At 47.9% G+C, this 17827-nt stretch carries 14 protein-coding genes; 3 read left to right on the forward strand and 11 right to left on the reverse strand.

All coding sequences use genetic code 11. The annotated features are described in order from the left end of the window. Positions 1–12 precede the first annotated feature (12 nt). From SPTER_RS21120 to SPTER_RS21140, 5 genes are all read right to left on the reverse strand, one after another. On the reverse strand, positions 13–1083 hold the full coding sequence (locus SPTER_RS21120; RefSeq protein WP_144352203.1) for a tetratricopeptide repeat protein: 1071 nt from the start codon (positions 1081–1083) through the stop codon (positions 13–15). Between the two features lie 199 nt (positions 1084–1282). Next, positions 1283–1933: a histidine phosphatase family protein gene (locus SPTER_RS21125; protein WP_144352204.1), complete on the reverse strand. Its 651-nt coding sequence runs from the start codon at positions 1931–1933 to the stop codon at positions 1283–1285. A gap of 48 nt (positions 1934–1981) precedes the next feature. Then, positions 1982–3079: a 3-phosphoserine/phosphohydroxythreonine transaminase gene (gene serC / locus SPTER_RS21130; protein ID WP_144352205.1), complete on the reverse strand. Its 1098-nt coding sequence runs from the start codon at positions 3077–3079 to the stop codon at positions 1982–1984. A gap of 505 nt (positions 3080–3584) precedes the next feature. Further along, complete coding sequence (locus tag SPTER_RS21135; RefSeq protein WP_144352206.1) at positions 3585–4991, reverse strand: CCA tRNA nucleotidyltransferase; 1407 nt, start codon at positions 4989–4991, stop codon at positions 3585–3587. A gap of 13 nt (positions 4992–5004) precedes the next feature. Then, the gene (locus SPTER_RS21140; protein ID WP_144352207.1) at positions 5005–5844 is read right to left on the reverse strand and encodes an ABC transporter ATP-binding protein; all 840 of its coding nucleotides are present in this window, start codon (positions 5842–5844) and stop codon (positions 5005–5007) included. A gap of 159 nt (positions 5845–6003) precedes the next feature. Between SPTER_RS21140 and SPTER_RS21145 the strand changes: the two genes are divergently transcribed. Continuing rightward, positions 6004–7716, forward strand: a complete 1713-nt coding sequence (locus SPTER_RS21145) for a bifunctional diguanylate cyclase/phosphodiesterase (RefSeq protein WP_144352208.1) — start codon at positions 6004–6006, stop codon at positions 7714–7716. A 123-nt stretch (positions 7717–7839) separates the two neighbouring features. Here the strand turns inward: SPTER_RS21145 and SPTER_RS21150 are convergent, their stop codons facing one another. From SPTER_RS21150 to SPTER_RS21160, 3 genes are all read right to left on the reverse strand, one after another. After that, positions 7840–8115, reverse strand: a complete 276-nt coding sequence (locus SPTER_RS21150) for a hypothetical protein (RefSeq protein WP_144352209.1) — start codon at positions 8113–8115, stop codon at positions 7840–7842. Positions 8116–8294: 179 nt separating this feature from the next. Then, positions 8295–10259: a methyl-accepting chemotaxis protein gene (locus SPTER_RS21155; protein WP_144352210.1), complete on the reverse strand. Its 1965-nt coding sequence runs from the start codon at positions 10257–10259 to the stop codon at positions 8295–8297. A gap of 108 nt (positions 10260–10367) precedes the next feature. Further along, on the reverse strand, positions 10368–11621 hold the full coding sequence (locus tag SPTER_RS21160) for an MFS transporter (protein WP_211367359.1): 1254 nt from the start codon (positions 11619–11621) through the stop codon (positions 10368–10370). Positions 11622–11865: 244 nt separating this feature from the next. Between SPTER_RS21160 and SPTER_RS21165 the strand changes: the two genes are divergently transcribed. After that, positions 11866–12762 (forward strand): DMT family transporter, encoded by an 897-nt coding sequence (locus tag SPTER_RS21165; RefSeq protein WP_246105381.1) that lies wholly within the window; start codon positions 11866–11868, stop codon positions 12760–12762. Positions 12763–12826: 64 nt separating this feature from the next. Here SPTER_RS21165 and SPTER_RS21170 read toward each other — a convergent pair whose 3' ends face one another. After that, on the reverse strand, positions 12827–13513 hold the full coding sequence (locus tag SPTER_RS21170) for an NAD(P)-binding domain-containing protein (protein ID WP_144352212.1): 687 nt from the start codon (positions 13511–13513) through the stop codon (positions 12827–12829). 373 nt (positions 13514–13886) lie between these two features. On the opposite strand from SPTER_RS21170, the gene SPTER_RS21175 reads away from it, so the two are divergent. Further along, positions 13887–15272 carry a PhoH family protein gene (locus tag SPTER_RS21175; RefSeq protein WP_144352213.1) on the forward strand — a complete coding sequence of 462 codons (1386 nt, stop codon included), beginning with the start codon at positions 13887–13889 and terminating at the stop codon, positions 15270–15272. A gap of 51 nt (positions 15273–15323) precedes the next feature. Here SPTER_RS21175 and SPTER_RS21180 read toward each other — a convergent pair whose 3' ends face one another. Beyond that, positions 15324–16583, reverse strand: a complete 1260-nt coding sequence (locus tag SPTER_RS21180) for a DUF445 domain-containing protein (RefSeq protein WP_144352214.1) — start codon at positions 16581–16583, stop codon at positions 15324–15326. Beyond that, positions 16580–17818: a DUF445 domain-containing protein gene (locus SPTER_RS21185; protein WP_144352215.1), complete on the reverse strand. Its 1239-nt coding sequence runs from the start codon at positions 17816–17818 to the stop codon at positions 16580–16582. The genes SPTER_RS21180 and SPTER_RS21185 overlap by 4 nt, the downstream gene beginning before the upstream one ends. Positions 17819–17827 lie beyond the last annotated feature (9 nt).

The raw sequence follows: 17827 nt of genomic DNA on the forward strand, positions 1-17827 counted from the left end.
CAAACCTACCTCCTATTGGATGTCATTTCCGCCAGCGTCGGCCCCTAGTGCCTGCAGGCGCTCCCGGGCGTGAGCAGCTTCCGGTGCCTCCGGGTCGGCAAGTTGTAAAAATTTCTGATAAGCAGCAATCGCCTCGTTATCTTGTTTTTGCATTTCACAACAAAGAGCTTTGTTATGATAAGCAAGGGCATTGTTGGGGTTCAGGTCGGCTGACCTGGTAAAATCAGCGATTGCTTGGTCATACGACTGCTGGGCCGCATAGGCTATTCCCCGGAAAAAATAGGGTCTGGAATCTTGAGGGTCAAGTTCGATGGCCCGGGTAAAATCGGCAATTGCCTCAATCAATTTCCCTTGACCTAAATATACCGAGGCCCGTATGGCAATAGCCTGAATATTATCCGGTTCAAGTTCAATCACTTTATTATAATCAGCCAGGGCTTCGTCATGTAAGCTCAGCTCATAGTAAGCCTGCCCCCGTTTAAGCAGGGCCTCGGTTTCTTCAGGAAACTTGTCCAGTACCTTACTATAGTCGGCAATGGCCACGGAAAATAAATTGCGGGCGGCATAGGCATCACCCCGGTGTAAATATGACCCCAGGTCTTCCGGTTCGAGTTCAATCGCTTTATTAAAATCATCAATCGCATGCTCAGTCATACCATTATTAAGATACAATACACCACGGTTAGCATAATTAACCCAGTCCTGGGGATTGTAAAGCATTGCTTTCGAATAATCTAAAACGGCATTTTTAATGTCGTCAAGCATTGCGTAAGCGCTGCCACGGTAAGAGTAGTAGGACGCTTTGGTATCATTAAGTTCAATTGCTTTGGTATAATCAGCAAGCGCCTGTTTAAAATCACTGGTGACAGCGGCTACAACACCACGCCAGAAAAAAGCATCGCTATGTTCCGGGTCCCCGGCAAGTTCTTGCGCACACTCTGCAAGCATAACTGCGGTTTGCCCCTGTTGGTAAAGCTCTTGCATCCGTGCGTTAAAATTACTTTCCTCGGCGCCGCCACAGCTTGTGCAACCACAATCGCAAGCAGCACAAGCGTCAACATTGCAACCTGTTTCTTTATCCATACTAACAGCTCCTTTTTGATGCACAAAATTGAATTACTATTAATTACTATATAATGTTCGCGTTTCCATTTGTTAACACCTGCTATTATTGTAAAAAATCGGGTCCATTCTCCTAATGTAAACAGAGCGGTTATTAAGTGGTAAGAAAAACCGGCCTCCTAAGCTGCGGTTATTGGCACCTAGAAGACCGATGATATTATTATAAGCCTTTTTGCTCAATTCCACTATATAAAAATCCCAGATGATTCGTTGAATTCAGGAGCACCAGCCGCCACTTTCCATCTTGATATTCAAACACATTAATACAGGTATTATCCTGTTTAATCTGCCAAAAGTGAGACAAATCAATGTCCAGTATATCACACAATACAGCCTTGTTAACCGCATCGTGAGCCACTACCAGCACAGTTTGTCCCTGATGCCGGGCGGCAAAATCCCTAAACGCGGCCATAGACCGGTCACGAACAGTCGTAATATCCTCCCCGCCCTGTCCCGGCATGGTAACACCTACTACCGAACTCTTCCACTGGGCTAATAGCTCCGGATACGTTTTGCCAACATCATCACTTAGAAGACCTTCCCATTCACCATGGTTAATCTCCAGCAACCGGCTGTCGGTATTGACGGCTAAGCCATGAGCAGCCACACACATCATGGCTGTATCCACAGCCCGGGACAGGGGGCTGGCATAACAGATATCGATGGGAATATCCTTAAGGGCCTGAGCTGCCAGCTGGCCCTGCTCCCGTCCGAAGGCGGTGAGCGGTGTGTCAATCTGGCCCTGATAGCGTCCTTCCTTATTCCAGGTTGTTTCGCCATGCCGGACTAATATAAATCGGGTAACTGCCATATTTTCCTCCTTAAACTCTATCTCTTAGATCATTTGCAGTGCTGCCTGCTATGCATATTCTTTGTAAAAAGACAGCATAAATTCACGCAATGCCTGACAGGATTCATAAGGAACGGCATTATAGGCGGATGCCCGGCAACCGCCCACAGAGCGATGCCCGGCTAAACCAACAAAACCATGCCCTTGGGCAGCCTCAAGAAACTTTTTTTCCAAAGCTTCACTGGCCAGCCGGAATGTGATGTTCATTAATGAGCGCGCAGCCGGCTGGGCGTGGCCAAGGTAAAAGCCGTTGCTCCCATCAATGACATCATAAATAAGTCCCGCTTTCTGCCGATTATGCTGATAGAGGGCCGCTGCCCCGCCCTGCTCTTTTACCCACTCCAGCATCAGCTTTACCATATAAATACTAAAAGTGGGCGGCGTATTATACAGCGAGTTATTTTTGCCATAGATTCCGTACCGCAGCATTGTCGGTATATTTTTATTGGCCTTTTCCAATAAATCGCGCCGGATGATAACCACCGTCACACCAGCCGGCCCAAGGTTCTTCTGGGCCCCGGCATAAATCAGGGAAAACTTGCTGACATCAAAGGGCTTGGACAGGATATCGCTTGACATATCGGCTATGAGCGGTACGGCCTCGGTATCAGGGAACTCCTGCCAGGCTGTACCAAAGATGGTATTGTTGGAAGTAATATGTAAATAGGCCGTTTCGACATTATATTGTATCTCGGCCAGGGCTGGTATCTGGCAGTAGTTGCCGGCTTTGGCGGAAGCAGCAACAAATACCTCACCAAGCCTTTGCGCTTCTGCATACGCTTTTTCAGACCAGACACCGGTCAGGACATAACCGGCTTTTGTTCCTGCGGTCAAGAAGTTAAGCGGTACCATGGCAAATTGGAGACTGGCACCGCCTTGCAGAAATAAAACCTCATACCCTGCCGGGATTGCCAGGAGTTCTTTTAATAGCTCAATTGCCCGGTTATGGACGGCCTCATACTCTTGGCTGCGGTGGCTCAGTTCCATAACCGACATGCCTGTACCATTAAAATCAAGTAGTTCTGCCTGTGCCTTTTGCAGGGCTGTAAGCGGCAGTGCTGCCGGCCCGGCATTAAAATTATATACCCGTTTATAGTTCTTTTCCATAAATCCACCTCATAAAAGTCTCGCCCCCCATGTGACTATGAAGCAAGCAAGACAGATATTTCTCAGACCGAATATGTTTTAGCCTAAAAACAAAAAATCCCTCATCCCATTACAGGGACGAGAGCTATTTCCCGCGTTGCCACCCAGATTGCCTTTCGGCCGACTTTTGCCGCTATACCGGGCGCACCCGTCAGATTTATCATCAGCCACTTCCAGGCGGAATTAACTGTTACTCACGCCAGCTCTCACCAACCGCCGGCTCTCTGAAGATTGTAAGCAATTAACTTCCTGTTCATCATGTTAAGCAATTTAACTTGTTTTCGATTATACAGGATACGCCGTCCGCAGTCAAGTGTATTCAAGCCAAAAACTTTTAAAAAATCCAGGCTGTTTTTTATCCTGTGGCTAACCTGCTCTAAGACTTCCGCTTCGGCAAAGGGGCGCCAAGAGCGGCTGAATCCCTGGCGAAGGGCAACTACTCTTCAAATGGGGTTAAGCCCTGAAGCTAAGGGTTCCTTATACGCCGAGCACGGGCATCAAGGGCAGCGACAAGCTCATTACGGGTATTACTTAGCTGCCCGGCCTGAATTCGTTCTAACAAATTCCGCTGAAAACAACCTACACCGGGGCCACCGCCAATGGCGGCAGCAATTTCCTGCCCACTCAGCCTAAGCTGGACAGGAAAAAACGGTACCTCCTGCACAAGCCGGCCGGCAAGTTTCCTGATATTTTCCAGGCCGTTTATGTCCGGCTGGGTATGGCCTGCCAACCGGTCAGCCTGATGCAGGCTGAATAGCTGTGCCAAGGCAACAGTAAATTGACTGTTGCTTTTAAAATCACCGGCTAAACGTTTAAGCCATTTTAAAACAGCCTTACGCTCTGCTACCGGTAAAACCAGATGCTGACGAACAAGCCACACTACTCTATCCATTATCCGGCGTTCGACCCGTAACCTTGACAAAATCGTCAATGCTGCCAGGGCCCCGGCTTGATCGTGCCCAGGATCAGACGGCTGCCCAGCCCGGTTCAAAGTACGCACTCCCGGCCAGCCTTTAGCAATATCATGCAGGAGCGCGCTCCAGCGCAGGTGTAGCTCCGGCGGTGTCAGGGCCACAGTTTCCAGCGTATGACGCCAGGCATCATACAAATGATATTGCCGGTTTTGCGGTAAACCGCGCAAATGCTCAAGCTCCGGCAGAACAGGCACACTATATATTTTCCCCTGTTCTTTAGCCTGGCAGGTAGTTCCCAGCAAGCCGGTTGTTTGCAGCACTTCAAACCCTTGTGCGGGAAATTCAGCTAATAGTGTTTTTTCGATTTCGCACCGCACCCGCTCCACGGACAAACCATTCACCCGGCCCAGATTAGTTGAAATGGCAGCCATTGTGGCGGTTTCAATGGCAAAACCTAAACGGGCAGCAAAGCGGGCAGCCCGAAACATTCGCAAACCATCCTCGGCAAACCGGTCATGCGGATTCCCAACTGTTCGAATCAGTCTGCCTGCAAGGTCCTGCCGTCCCCCAAATAAATCAACAACCCTACCGTCAGCACTCATAGCCATCGCGTTAATTGTAAAATCCCGCCTGGCCAAGTCCTCGGCCAGGCCTACCCCGAAAGCAACACTTTCCGGCCGGTGGCTGTCAGTGCCATAACGTTCGCAGCGAAAGGTCGCTACCTCATAGTTACGCTCACCAATAACTACCACGACTACCCCAAAAGCAGCGCCCACGGTGACAGTCTGCCAGCCTTGACTCATGGCAACAGCCACAATCTCCGCCGGGACCGCATTTGTGGCCAAATCAATGTCGGCAGGCTCTACCCCGCGCAATATGTCCCGCACTGCACCGCCCACTATATATACTGCATGCCCTGCAGCGGCAAGGGCCTGCATAATTTCTCCTGCTGCCTGCATAGTCTCTACTCCCTTAAGCGCTGACACGCCTGCCAGTCAATTCAACAAATACATCTTCCAGATTAGTATGACGCAGCGTTGCATTTGTCGCCAGGGTTCCGGCAAAGGCCGCAGCTTCAGTCCGGCCGGTAAAGAAGCGATACTGCGTCCCCTCGCTCTCAATCCACTCCACCACATAGTTGCCAAACCGATTACAAAGCGCTTGCGGACTGTTGAGAGCAATTAACCGGCCCTTTTCCATAATGGCAACGCGCTGGCAGAGGTTCTCAGCCTCCTCAATATAGTGAGTGGTCAAAAGCACAGTCAACCCATCGGCATTCATACGGCGGATAAGATCCCACAATCGTCTTCTTACCTGCGGATCCAGACCCACTGTCGGTTCATCCAGAAATAAAACCCGGGGGTTATGCAGCAGTGCCCGGGCGATCATCAGCCGCCGTTTCATGCCGCCGGAAAAAGTATTCACCATATCACTGCCGCGTTCTGTAAGCTCAACATAATCAAGCAACTCATTAATCCGCCGTTCCCTTACACCACCGGGCATATGGTGGAGACGCCCATGTAAGTCGAGGTTCTCTTTAGCCGTCAGGTCAATGTCAAGGTTTAAGTGCTGAGGCACAACGCCAATCACTGACTTAACAGCCAGTTCATCCTGCGGCAGCTGCCAGCCATTTATAGTTATATTCCCTGCTGTTGGCCGGGTAAGCATGGTTAAAGTCCGGATTGTTGTAGTTTTACCGGCGCCGTTAGGCCCCAGCAAACCAAAAGTTTCGCCCTGCTTGATCTCCAGACTCAGATTATTCACGGCTATGCGGTCACCGAATTTTTTTATTAACCCATTAATATAAATCATAAATAACCTCGCAAAATATTAATGCTGATATTTTCAACATTGCCGGCAGTAACTCCTGCCGGCAATGTGATTTCTCCCGGGACCAAAGTCCTATATAGTCAAATTCCCACCAGTGTTATGATAAAATTACATAAGTATATTTAGGAGGTACAGCCGGGTGTGAATCAACCAGATTCCAACTTTGACGAATTTCAACAGATATTTAATTCTGCTGCTGACGGCATGTGTGTAATTGCCCGTGATTTCACTATCCTCAGAGTAAATAATGCTTTTACCGCGATGACCGGCTTCACCCGGGAACAAACGCTCGGGACAAAATGCTATGCATTAACGCCAAATCCTCGTTGCCAGACTCAGTCCTGCCCGCTGCTGCATATTGTAGAATCCTTACAACGTTTCGATTGCGATATAACTTTGAAGAACAGGACCGGGGAAGAAATAGACTGTATATTAACGGCTACTCCCTTATTAAATCAGGCGCGCGAATTAACCGGCATTATTACTTGCCTAAAAGATATTACTGAACGGAAGCGCCTTGAACATGAACTGCTCGTAATGAATGAGAAATTAGAGAAAAAGGTTGCCGAACGTACGATCGCACTTAAAGAACAAGAGAACCAGCTTGTCAGGCTACTCTATACCGATACACTAACCGGCCTCCCGAACCGCTTACGCTTACTCAGGGATGTTGCCAAATCCAAAGTCCCGGTTGTAGCCCTGATTAATATTGATGACTTTGAACAAATAAACAACTTTTACGGTTATGCAGAAGGCGATTTCATACTTGTTAGCCTGGCCCGGCTTTTACTGGATATTTTACCCAACTCTGGCTATTCACTCTATAAAATGCATGCCGATGAATATGCTATCTTTCTTGATGCTCAGTCCACGCTTAACCTGCCGATAATTTTAGATGACTTTGAGCGGCTGGCCAAACATATTGCCTTAACTATTCAATCTACCCGTTTTTCGAGTAATCGCCAGGAAGTTTTATTACGGGTAACCACCGGTATTGCCTTTGCTGCCAGTGCTGATCCGAAAAGATTGGTTATCAAGGCTGACATCGCCCTGCGCGAAGCCCGCGCAGAACGCAGACCTTATCTCTTCTTCCGGGAAACAGATGGCATTGACGCCCGCTATCAGGATAATATCAAATGGGCAAAATTACTCCAGGAAGCCATCAAACATGACCGTATTATCCCTTATTTTCAACCAATATATAACCACCGGGAACCTAATAGCCCCCATTATGAAGTGCTGGCGCGGCTAGCTGATAACCGCGGTAAGATTATTTCTCCTTATCAGTTTATTGATATTGCCAAAGCTACCAGACAATACCCGGCCATCACGAAAGCTATGGTTCAAAAATCGTTTCACCTGTTCAAGGATCTGCCCAATGAGATATCTATCAATCTTGATGTGGAAGATATGCTTGATCCGCAAACAACGGCTATGATTCAAGAACACCTGGAAAAATACAAAATGAATCATAAAATCGCCTTTGAAGTACTGGAGAATCATAGCCTGGAAACCCACACCGCCGCTGTACGCTTTTTAAAGTCCCTAAAAAAATCCGGCTGCAAACTGGCTGTTGATGACTTTGGCTCAGGGTATTCAAATTTTGCCTATGTGTTGTCGTTAGACTTTGACTATTTAAAAATTGACGCTTCGCTGATCAGAAACATTGATCATGATGTCAATTCACAATCCATTGTTAAAAGCATCGTTGCCTTTGCTCAAGACATGGGTATAAAAACAGTCGCCGAATTTGTCCACTCCGAGTCAGTATTTGCCAAAGTCCAGCAATATAATATCGATTTCTCTCAAGGTTATTATATTGCTAAACCAAGTCCCTGGCTGCTTAAGGATTAGAAAAACTTGACTTAGGCCAATTCCTTCAGGACGCCGGCAGAAGCCGTCTGGGTCCTTTTTTATCCGTTTCCTTTAAAGAACAAAAAAAGGCTTCCTGCAAAGGAAGCCCTGGATTGCAGATAATTATAACGGATAACATGGACGCGGATAACACTGGCGCCAAGGGTAGCAGCCTTGGCGTGGCTGGCAGTAACGGCGGGGATAACAGCCATAGTTATATCGCGGATTGCAATTGCGCCGCGGAGAACAGCCAAAGCCAAAGCCTAAACCCAGGCCAAGTATAAAAGGCAGCACCTGTCTGTCGTTGCTTATTCTGGCTTCTTCTTCCCACTCATCTTCCTCATCGTCCCATTCGTCAATCTCGGGCGGATCCCAATAAGGTTTTTTATTATTTGACACCTCAACTCTCCTCCTTTACCACTCACTTCAAACTAATTTTGCCTCCTGCTCATCAGGGCAATTGCGGCCAAGTAAAAGTGCGCTTACACTACATAATATGCAAATACTATGCTTTGGTTACAAAACCTGTACTTATAACTAAAAAGCCGATGGACACGATTCCATCGGCTTTTCATCGTCTATACCTTAAACCGCACCACCATATCTTTTAACTCAGCGGCCATACTTGTTAACTCCTCCGCACTGGCAGCCACTGTTTCAACAGCTGCCGCCGTTTGCTCAGCGGCCGTAGCTACATCTTTACTTAAGCCGGCAGTCTCTTGCAAACCATCAGTCAGACTGTCAATTAAAGCGACAATCTGGTTAGAAGTAGCAACCTCTTCATCAGCCACTTGCATAATCTGATTAATATCTGTAACTGTTTCACCAGCCGCTGTCAAAATGCGTTCCAAGGCGGAACTGGCGGCATCGGTAGACTTTACTACCTGTTCCATGCCTGCCCGGCTTTGTTGCGCCGCAGCTACCGCCAGCGTTGTGCTGTCAGTTACTTTACTTAAGAGGGCCCCCACATCTTGCGCGCCCTTGCTGGATTGTTCGGCTAGCTTACGCACTTCTTCGGCCACAACCGCAAAACCACGCCCTGCTTCGCCGGCGCGGGCCGCTTCAATTGCAGCGTTTAAGGCCAGGAGATTAGTCTGAGCCGCAATACCGGTTATGGTTTCGGTAATAACACCAATCTGGCTGGAATAATCATTGAGTTTGCCAATAAGCTCTTCAGTTTCTAAAATTTTAGACTGCATCGCCGTAATACTGGCGATTGTCCCGGATACTGTTGACTGTCCGTTGGCAGCCGCTTGAGAAGCCATTGCCGAAACATCTTGAGCCGACACAGCCCGTTCTTTCGCTAATGCAATCAGTGATGCCAGCTGGACCAGAACCTGAGCCGCCTTTTCAGCAGCTGACTCTCCTGATTTTGAGTTGCCTGCCACCTTGCCAATACTACCGGCAACCTCATTAACAGTCGAACTCATTTCCTCACTGGAAGCCGCCAGATGCTCGGATGCCGAAGCAATCTCCTGGCTGGCCCTCATTACCGCACCAACAAGCTCCCCCTGATTGGCAATCATACTATTAAACGATTGCGTCAATCTGCCAATTTCGTCTTGCGACTTCACCTCCGCCCTGACTGTCAAATCACCCTGGCCCACATATTGCATCAAGGCTGTCAGCTCTTGCAGCGGTTTGGTCAACTTTCGTGCAACCCAAGCTGAGAAAACAATACCGACAACAAAGATCACAAAACCAACTGCCCCCATGGTAAGCAGGCTCTTATTGCGTACCGTAACCGCCTCAACCTCTGATTTACCGGCAAAAAGCACCCCGACCGGCTGTTGATCACTGCCCAGCAACGGCTGATAATAGGTAACATAGGGCATCCCCAGAATATTGGCATTGCCGGCAAAGGACATCTTATTGCTTAACACCGCAGTGGCAATATTACTATCAAGCTTAGTGCCAACGACCCGTTTACCGTCTTGCTCAATTGTTGTGGCTACTCTCACATCGCCGGCAAAAATAGTAGTATCAACTTTATGTACTGCTTTTACTCTGTCGACAAAAACATCTTCGGAAACAATAGTTCCGGACACAACAGCCCCGACAACACTGCCATCTGTACTTTTTACCGGTACCACCGCGACACTCATAACAACCTGGCCTGGTATCGCCTCATAATAGGCAGTTGTCTGGCCTTGCTGGACTGCTTTGACAACGGCTTGACTTGTTATCGCTTTGCCATCACTGGCTACGCTTCGGCCTTGACTATCCAGCACCTGAACAAAAGAGACCTTGCCCTGACTGCTCATGCCCGCAACCGCCTGCATGGCGGCAGCAGGGTCTTGGGCAACAAGTGCTTGCCTGATATCAGGTCGTCCGGCAACCAGAGCCGAGGCTGTGCTGACACGCTCCCGGCAGTCTTCAAGCTCCAGGCTCAGACCGGCCACTCCCTGGATGGCGGCGTCACGGTTAACCCCGTCAGTATACTCAAACAAGAAGTAACTACTCGCAGCCAACAGCAGGACTGAGATTACGAGTATGATAAGACCAGTATAAAGCGATTGTTTAAACTGAATACTTTGAAACATTACACAGTACCCCCTTTTTCGTTTGTTTGGTGTAATTATTTATAAAAAATAATTATTTTTTAATATTTGCATTCTACGCAGATACAACAAATTCCTTTTTTTTATTACCTAAATAAGTCCTTTTTTTCTATAAACCGGATGCGCCGCTAACCGCCATAATGGCAATTTCCAGGCAAAAACAATGCCCCCGGCAAGGGCCAGTAATCCACTAATGAAAAATGTAGCAGGCGTGCCAATGATGCCGGCTGCATGACCGGCAAGCAAACTGCCAATCGGTGTAATCCCGCCAAAGGACAATACATATAAACTCATAACCCGGCCCCGTTTATCTTCATCTACCAGGGTTTGAATAATTGTATTGGTTGAAGCCATCTGGGCGATAAGGCCGAAGCCCATTAGAAAAGCAACAGGCAGCGAAAGCCACAATGCGTCGGAGAGGGAAAACGTAATTAGACCAACGGCGAAGAGAACGGAGTTGATCGCAATCACCTTTTCGATACCAACAATAGTTTTACGGGCTGCCAAACAAATAGTGCCAATAAGGGCCCCCAGCCCAAAAACAGCCATTAACCACCCCAGTGTCTCCGGTCCGCCCCCCAAAACCTGCCCGGCAAACAGCGGCATCAGCGGCATAACCGGAAAGCCCACCAGGCTTGTAAGCGCCAGCAGTAAAAGCACCATCCGGATCGGCAGGCAATGGTATGTATAAGTACATCCTTCCTTTAATCCCCATAGTATATTAGCGGATGTAACTGAAACCGTTTGCTGCCCAGTCAGCTTCAACGCCAGCAATGCTCCCAGGATGGCAATATAGCTCAGCCCGTTAAACAGATAGCATAAGCCCTCCCCGAAAGCGGCAATCGCCAGCCCGGCGATGGAAGGGCCAATAATCCGCGCACCATTAAACATAGCGGAGTTAAGAGCAATGGCATTGGCCAGGTCTTCTTTATCTTCGACAATCTGAGAAATAAAGGACTGCCGGGCCGGCATATCAAAGGAGTTAATCATACCTAACATGGTGTTTAGTATTACTATGTGCCATACCGCCACGGTACCGGCGAACACCAGGGCAGCCAGGGTTAACGCCTGCACCATACTTAAGACCTGAGTCCAGAGTATTACCCGGTACCGGTTCCAGCGATCTAAGAGTACCCCGGCGACAGGTATCAACACGACGCCGGCAATTTGTCCGGTAAAATCGACATTTCCCAGTATTTCCGGTGACTGGGTCAGGCGGTATACCAGCCAGATGGTCGCCGTTCGCTGCATCCACGTGCCAATTAGCGACAGGCCGTGCCCAAAATAAAACAACCGGTAATTCCGGTGCCTTAATGCCCTAAAGGTTTGTCGAATATCTAACAAAAGCACCCGCCTCATCTCCAATACGCCAGATAACTATTAGTTTATTCCCGATTATGACAGGCGTCAACTCCGGGCAGAAATTTAATTAACAAAGCCGGGGGAGGGGTTCTGCCCTGAACCCTGGTGCTTTTTAGACTATTCCCTATTTGCGGGGCAACAAAAGCCGGTCAATTCATTGTTGCTTCAAACTCTTCAGCATGATACTATCGGTTATATAAAACGTTAATTGAATTAGGAGATTGCCGTGAATAATCATCGCATTTCTATAATGCTCGTTGGTGTCATTTTCCTATGGGGCATCAATGTGGTCATGATAAAATATTTGACTAATTTTTATCCACCACTGGCCCTAGCCGGTATCCGGATGGTACTGGCTGCCGTCTTCTTACTGCCGGCAGTATTGTATCCGGGCGGCTGGCAGCCTGTACCGCGTACTGCTTGGTGGCCAATCTGCGGCGTAGCGGTTTTCTGCATATTCCTGCATCAGCTCAGCTTGTCCTGGGGCATAAAGGCTACAAGCGCCACACATGCGACCCTGATCCTTGCGCTCAATCCATTGCTAACCACCCTGCTGGCCAGCTGGCTTATCCGGGAACCGCTTAGCCGAAACAAATTACTTGGTGTTGCGTTCGGCCTGGCCGGGATACTACTGATTATTTCCGGCAAATCCGATACAGTCGGAGCCACCCTTCTTGGTGATGGTGTTATGGTCGTTGCCATGCTCACTTATGTCCTGGGTTCGCTGTGTGTAAAAAAAGGCACTATTTTTGTTCCCCCCCTCGTTATCACCACTTACAGTCATTTATTAGCTGCCCCGGCGCTGATAGTGCTCGGCTTATTCGCTAATCCGGTCTGGATGTATGAGGGCGCACTGGATTTCTGGCCTCTGTCTGTTTTGCTGTTCTCCAGTTGGTTCAGTACAGCTTTGGGAGCACTGCTATGGAATACAGGGGTTCATCATATCGGCGCCTCAACAGCTTCATTGTTTTTAAACGGCCAGCCAGTCGTCGGACTTTTTGCATCAGCCTTGTTTTTAAATGAACAATTGGGTTGGCAGCATTATCTGGCGCTCATTTTTGTGCTCACAGGCGTCAGTCTAGGCACAGGCATACTGAACAGCCGGCAAAAAGTTACTCCTTAGAATAACCTGGATATAATAAACGAGGAGAGTCCGCGGCAAGGTTGCCGCGGCTCTCCTCGTTTTATTACTTACTTAACTTTGATTTTACTGCACTAACGACCTCGCGGGCAAACGGACCAAGATCATCATCGGCATAAGCCTTCATTATCCCGGCAGCAACCTGGCGAATTGCACTTTTAATTACATCAGGGCTTGCGTAAGGTTGGCTGCGCAATGTCTCTTCAATTAATACCGCCGCCGTCAGGGCTTGTTCAGCAGCCTGCGTATTAATATACGTAACGCAGTCTGCCTGACCTAAGATTATCTTTCCTACCGGCGCAAATATCTCCTGCACCAGGGCGGCAAGTCCTGCCGGCTGCTCATCAACAATAATAATGGGCTCAGCCCCCTGTGCCATCTCTCTTGCCTGCGCAACAAACTTAGCCCCAATGCAGCTAAGATGAGTAGAAGCAGTTACCGCCAGCACATCTTTAGTGACATTAGTCGCCACATTGATCATATTAATCGGCTGCCCCAGTTGATTGAACTCTTTGATTAAACTTATGACTTCCCGGTCAGGCACAACCAGGATAACTGTGCCCAATTCGGCCAGTTCTTCCAGATTAGCGGCCGCTGTAACCCCCAATTGCCGGGAAACTGTCAGCAGTCTGTTCTTATCGCGGTCAAAAATTTTAAGATTGACATGACCAGCTAATTTACCTGTAAGCACCTTCCCCATACGACCCACGCCAATCAAACCAACCGCTTTCATCTTTGCCACCTCATCTAATCAGGTTACCTTTCCTCTCTCTCACTCATACAATATTAAGAAAAGACTTGCCTTTCGCAAAGTCCTTGAGGACGCACAGATTTAGTCTTTTCTTACATCATCGGCAAGGGATGTTTTTAATGTTAAACCAAATTCTTTGTAATATATGCCTCTTGCCCCGAGGTGGTGCAGATTGGGGTATCGGGCCGAATTTAACGTCTAATTAACAAATTACTAACATACTTAGGCCTCAGCACAAGTACAATTTAACATAGGCACCTAGTTTACCCAAACCAGTGCGGCCATATTAGCTAAAGAAGGGGGATTGCCTTTTTATAGTTAGAGCGTTACGTCATACTTAAGGGGGCCATAGTCAATGTCAAAATGTTATGTACTTGATACCAACGTTTTGCTTCATTCTCCCAATGCCTTATTCGCCTTCAACGAGCATATGATCATACTCCCGGAAGTTGTGATTGAAGAACTTGACCGCTTTAAAAAGGAAAGCAGTGAGCGTGGTGCCCATAGCCGGCACGTCAGCAGACTGATAGATAAGTTCCGGTTGCAAGGTAATTTATTAGAGGGTGTCACCCTGAACGAGTTTGGTGGTATTTTACGGCTTGAGGCCAACCACACCTGTACCGAAATGCCAGTTCACTGGGACAAGGAAAAAGGTGATAACCGTATCCTGCAAATCTGTAAAGGCTTAATGGAAAACGGCCATCAGGCAATTCTGGTCAGCAGGGATACAAATATGCGGGTCAAGGCAGCGATTCTCGAAATTCCGGCAGAAGACTTCCGCAATGATAAAGTTGCTACAATTGACCAACAATATACTGGCCGCCAAACAGTGTATACCACGAGTGCGGTCATTAACAATTTTTACAGTGATGATATTAATTGTCTGGACCCGGCCAAGCTTTTTACCTATGATGAAAACTCAGGAATAATGGCCCCTGCTAATTTTATTACCAATCAGTTCTTATTGATAAAATCATCTGACAATGACAGGCATACCGCCCTTGGACGATTTGACGGACAAAAGATTGTCCAGCTTCGTTATCGAAGCCGGAATCCTTTTGGCGTAATTCCAAGAAATGTGGGACAAATATTTATGCAGGAATGCCTGATGATGAGTGCGGAAGAGGCGCCGCTTGTCATTATTAAAGGTCCTGCCGGCACAGCCAAAACTTTTTATTCGCTGGCAGTAGGGTTGTATAAGCACATGGATTGCCGCCCGCGCGAGTACCATCATATTTTAATTTGCCGGCCTCACTGTATGCTTGATGAAGGGCTGGGTTACCTTCCCGGAACAGAAGCGGAAAAGCTGGAACCTTATATGCGGTCGATAAAAGATAATCTGTTTACCTTAATGTCAGGCAATTCAATAACCGATGATAAAGATGTTGCTCAAGCAGAAGACACTGTTAGTATGATGTTTGAAAAAGGCATTATCCAGACAGAGGCCCTGGCTTACCAGCGTGGTCGTTCACTGCAGCGATACTGGGTTATGTTTGACGAAATGCAAAATTCTACTCCCCGTCAGGCAAAGGCGGTATTAACCCGGTCAGGCCAGGGAACAAAGATTATTTTGCTGGGCGATCCGGCCCAAATTGATAATCCCCTCCTAGACAGCCAGTCAAACGGGCTATGCTATGCCGGCGAAAAAATGATTGGCTCCAAACTTTGCTACCAGCTGACGATGCTGTCTGAAGAATGTGAACGCTCCCCATTAGCCGCTGAAGCTGCTATGCGTTTGTAAAAGATAACCCCAGCCTGCTGAACTGTGCTGGGGTTATCTTTAATTATTGTATTATAATAGAGTTTTCAGGACCACTAGCCCCAACCCGGCCAGCCCACCGACCAGAACACCGTTAATTCGAATCCACTCCAGGTCTTCACCGGCTTTCTCCTCAATAAAACGATTAAGGTCTTCATCAGATAACTTCTGTAAAGCCTGCCTGGCAACGGTACCCACAAGATGATGTTCATTATTAATCAATTTATTGAGGAACGTTTTGATATAGGCCTCCGCCTGACTTTGCATCGCGGGACTCTGTTTAAAATTTTCCCAGCTGCTTTCCATCTTATTCGCCAGCCATACAGTCAAGTAATGACGGTAAGCCGATGGCGCTCCCAGTTCCTTCACAACAACCCGGATTAATGCCGTAAGCGGCTCATAAAGAGAAATCCGGATAATAAGGCTATCCTTCCAAACATTAACCGCGTTTTCCCACTCCGGAGCCTCCAATTTAACAATCAGTTCCGCAAGCTGATCTTCAAACCAAAGCCAGACTGGATGATCATCCTCATAAAGTTCATCCACCGTCTTTATGAGCTCCTGCTGTAGTGCCTCAGCAGCATCTGACAGATTGATACCATCTATACTTTCCATAAATCCTGTCACCATTGCCGATAACCAGTTTTTCTTCGCTGTTTTCTGCTTAACCTGTTCCAGGTAAAGAAAAATCGTGTCGCGGGTTTTCTCCGCCCGCGCCACTATAGCAAGTTCACCAATAATTGCTGTATACACTTGCCGGCCTTTACCTTGTTCCAAAAACCAACGAATAGCCTCGCCTGAGTGTCCGGCAACCGGTTGATGTTTTAAAAGGAACTTAATTACTCTCTCGGCATATCTTGCGGCAATATCAATGTTAACTGACATTACCAGCCCGGAAATCAGTTTATCAGCTGCTTGTTTAATGAACGGCTTAAAGGTACTGGTTTCGGACTGGGCCATTCCCTGTTTAATAATTGCAGCCTCCATAAGCCGGGCAGTTATCGACTTCTTGCTAAGAAAATCCTGCTCCACGGCACTTACTAAACCTTCAATAAGCCGTTCACGATTACGCGGAATCAGCGCAGTGTGATAAGGAAATCCCAGTGGCCGGCGAAATAATGCAGTTACTGCAAACCAGTCCGCTACACCGCCGGCCAGACTGGCTTCAGCCACAGTCAATAACAGCCGGAACCACCAGTTACCCGGATAAATATATACTAGCACCAGCGAAACCACAAACAAAGCGGCTGCTGCTAACAGGGCCTGATTTGCCCTCCCTTTAACAGCCTTCATGGTCCCACTCCGACAGCTGTTATAATGAGGAATAATACGATTCCAACCAGGCCGCCAACAATAGAGCCATTAATCCTTATCATCTGTAAATCATTCATTACCTTAGTCTCTATATATTCTACCAATTCGGCATCGCTAAAACCATCCAGCCATTTGGCTATAAAGCCTCCAATCTCGCCCTGGTTTTTATTTACCCAGGCAACCAAACAATCAATCAGCAGGGTATCAACCTTGTTTTGTCGGTCCCCATCATCGGTCAGTTCATCGGCTAGCTTTATTACCTGCCGGATTAACCACTTGGACCAGCCGGCGGCGATTTCCGGTTCAGCTGCCTGCTTTTCCCCCAACCGTGCTGCCAGCTTCACCGCCAGCGGTCTTAATTTTTGTTCAGCCTGCCGGCTAAGGACAGCGTCAGTTTGCAGATTGCCGGCAAGCTCAACCAGCCAGCCTCGCAACCGCTGACGCAGCGGATGGTCGTGGCTGTGCATTCCTTCCAGAAACTCCGCCATCTGTTCCTGGATCAGCCCGGCAACCGTAACCGGATTAAGACTGAGCAGGTTTTCTAATATCCACCCCGCCAGCTTACGCTGATTTTGCCTGGCAACATAGTCCTTGAGAGCACTGCTGTACATTGTGGCAATAATATCGGTCATATACTTCTCACCAGTCATTTGTTTGATTTCTGAAATCGTAAAATCAATTAATTCTTCAATAAAACCGCTTGCTAAAGACCATTCCAATGCCTGACCGGCCAGTGGTGCTATTTTTACTTTATCCTCATTTTCCCTCAACAATAGGTCAAGCCTGGCTGCTGCTTTCCCGATATCGATAGGGCCGCCGGCACCTAGAACAAGACCGCTTACTAAAGAATGCAACTGCTGTCTGGCTTCAACCTGGCCCGCATAATGCATGATCATTCTCGCTAAACCAACCTCACGGAGTGTTTCTCTAATATTATCAACAGTTAGGAGTTCTTCTTCAACCATAACAATAATTGCTTTTAAAATGCGTTCGCGGTTTCTGGGAATAATTGCGGTACGGTAGGGGATCTGCAAAGGTTTTCTGAACAAAGCCGTCACAGCATACCAGTCAGCCAGACCGCCAACCAGAGCAGCGCTAAAAGCACTTGTTGACAGTGCCCCCCAGAAAGTGTGCTGATAAGGATAGCTCAGAAAAAAACCAGCAGCGGCCCCCACTAAAGTTACTGTTGCAATATGACGATTGTCAGCCTTCATCGCTCCACC

Source organism: Sporomusa termitida, assembly GCF_007641255.1.
Lineage (GTDB): Bacteria > Bacillota > Negativicutes > Sporomusales > Sporomusaceae > Sporomusa > Sporomusa termitida.